Annotated in this window: 1 protein-coding gene; it reads right to left on the reverse strand. The window is 71.8% G+C overall.

Annotation, left to right across the window (positions count from 1 at the left end; genetic code table 11):
* Positions 1-1098: SbcC/MukB-like Walker B domain-containing protein (locus I71_RS13000; protein WP_042695281.1), on the reverse strand; the 1098-nt coding region annotated here is incomplete at both ends.

Here is a 1098-nt window from a genome sequence, read left to right on the forward strand (position 1 = left end):
AGCGCCTTTCCGCACCGATTGCACCGTCACCCGGCTGCGGCCGCCGCCGAGCGGCATCACGCGGATCTGCGTGCCGATGCGCTCGACCATCGCCGGAACATGGCTGATGACGCCGACCTGCCGCCCGCCGGCCTGCAACGCCTCCAAACAGGACAGCGCCACGTCCAGGCTGTCCGGGTCGAGCGTGCCGAACCCTTCGTCGATGAACAGCGTGCCGATCCCGCCGGAGGTCCCCGCCGCCATCGCCGACAGCCCGAGCGCCAGGGCCAGCGACACCAGGAACAGCTCGCCGCCCGACAGGCTGTGCACGCCGCGCCGCTCGTCGCCCATCTCGCGGTCGACCACCTGGATTTCCAGGTCGGCCCCGTCCACCCGCTCCAGACGATAGCGGCGGGCCAGATCCTCCAGATGCCGGTTGGCGTGGGTCAGCAGCAGGTCCAGACTCAGGCTCTGCGCGAAGTTGCGCATCTTCTGCCCGGTCGCCGAACCGATCAACTGAGCCATCTTGCCCCACAGCGCACAGCGGGCCTGTTGCGCTTCGATCGTCGCGGTCAGCCCGGCGAGCCGCCGCCGGTTGGCGTCGTCCGCTTCAAGCCGTCCGCGTGCCGAGCCCAGCCGGTCGCGGTCGCGCTCCAGCACCGTCCGGATGCTGGCCGCCGTCGCGGCAGCCTCCTCGATGCTCAACGCCGGCCGGTCCGCCGCATGGTGATCGGCGCGTTGCCGCCTCCGTTCGGCAACCACCAGGGCGGCATCGCTGCGCGCCCGCTCCAGCACCGCCAGCGCCAGTTCTTCCGCTTCGAGTTCGTTCTCCGGCGCAGCGAGCAACCGGCGGACTTCCTCCAGCTCGACGCCGCGGTCAGCCACCGCCCTTTCCAGCCGCTCGCCGATTGCCCCTGCCGTCTCGGCGCACCGCTTCGCCGCCTCGCCGCGGGTCTCCCGTTCCTGTTCCGCCGCCGACAGGCGGGCGATTGCGTCCTGCCGCGTGAAGGAGGCCTTCTCCACCAGCGCCTCGGCTTCGTGCCGCTCCTCCGCCAGTTCCTTGCGGACCTCCGAAACGGCCCGTCCGCCGAGCAGCCCCCCCCGTGCTGTCCGTGCCTC

It is taken from the genome of Azospirillum sp. B506, from assembly GCF_000333595.1.
GTDB lineage: Bacteria > Pseudomonadota > Alphaproteobacteria > Azospirillales > Azospirillaceae > Azospirillum.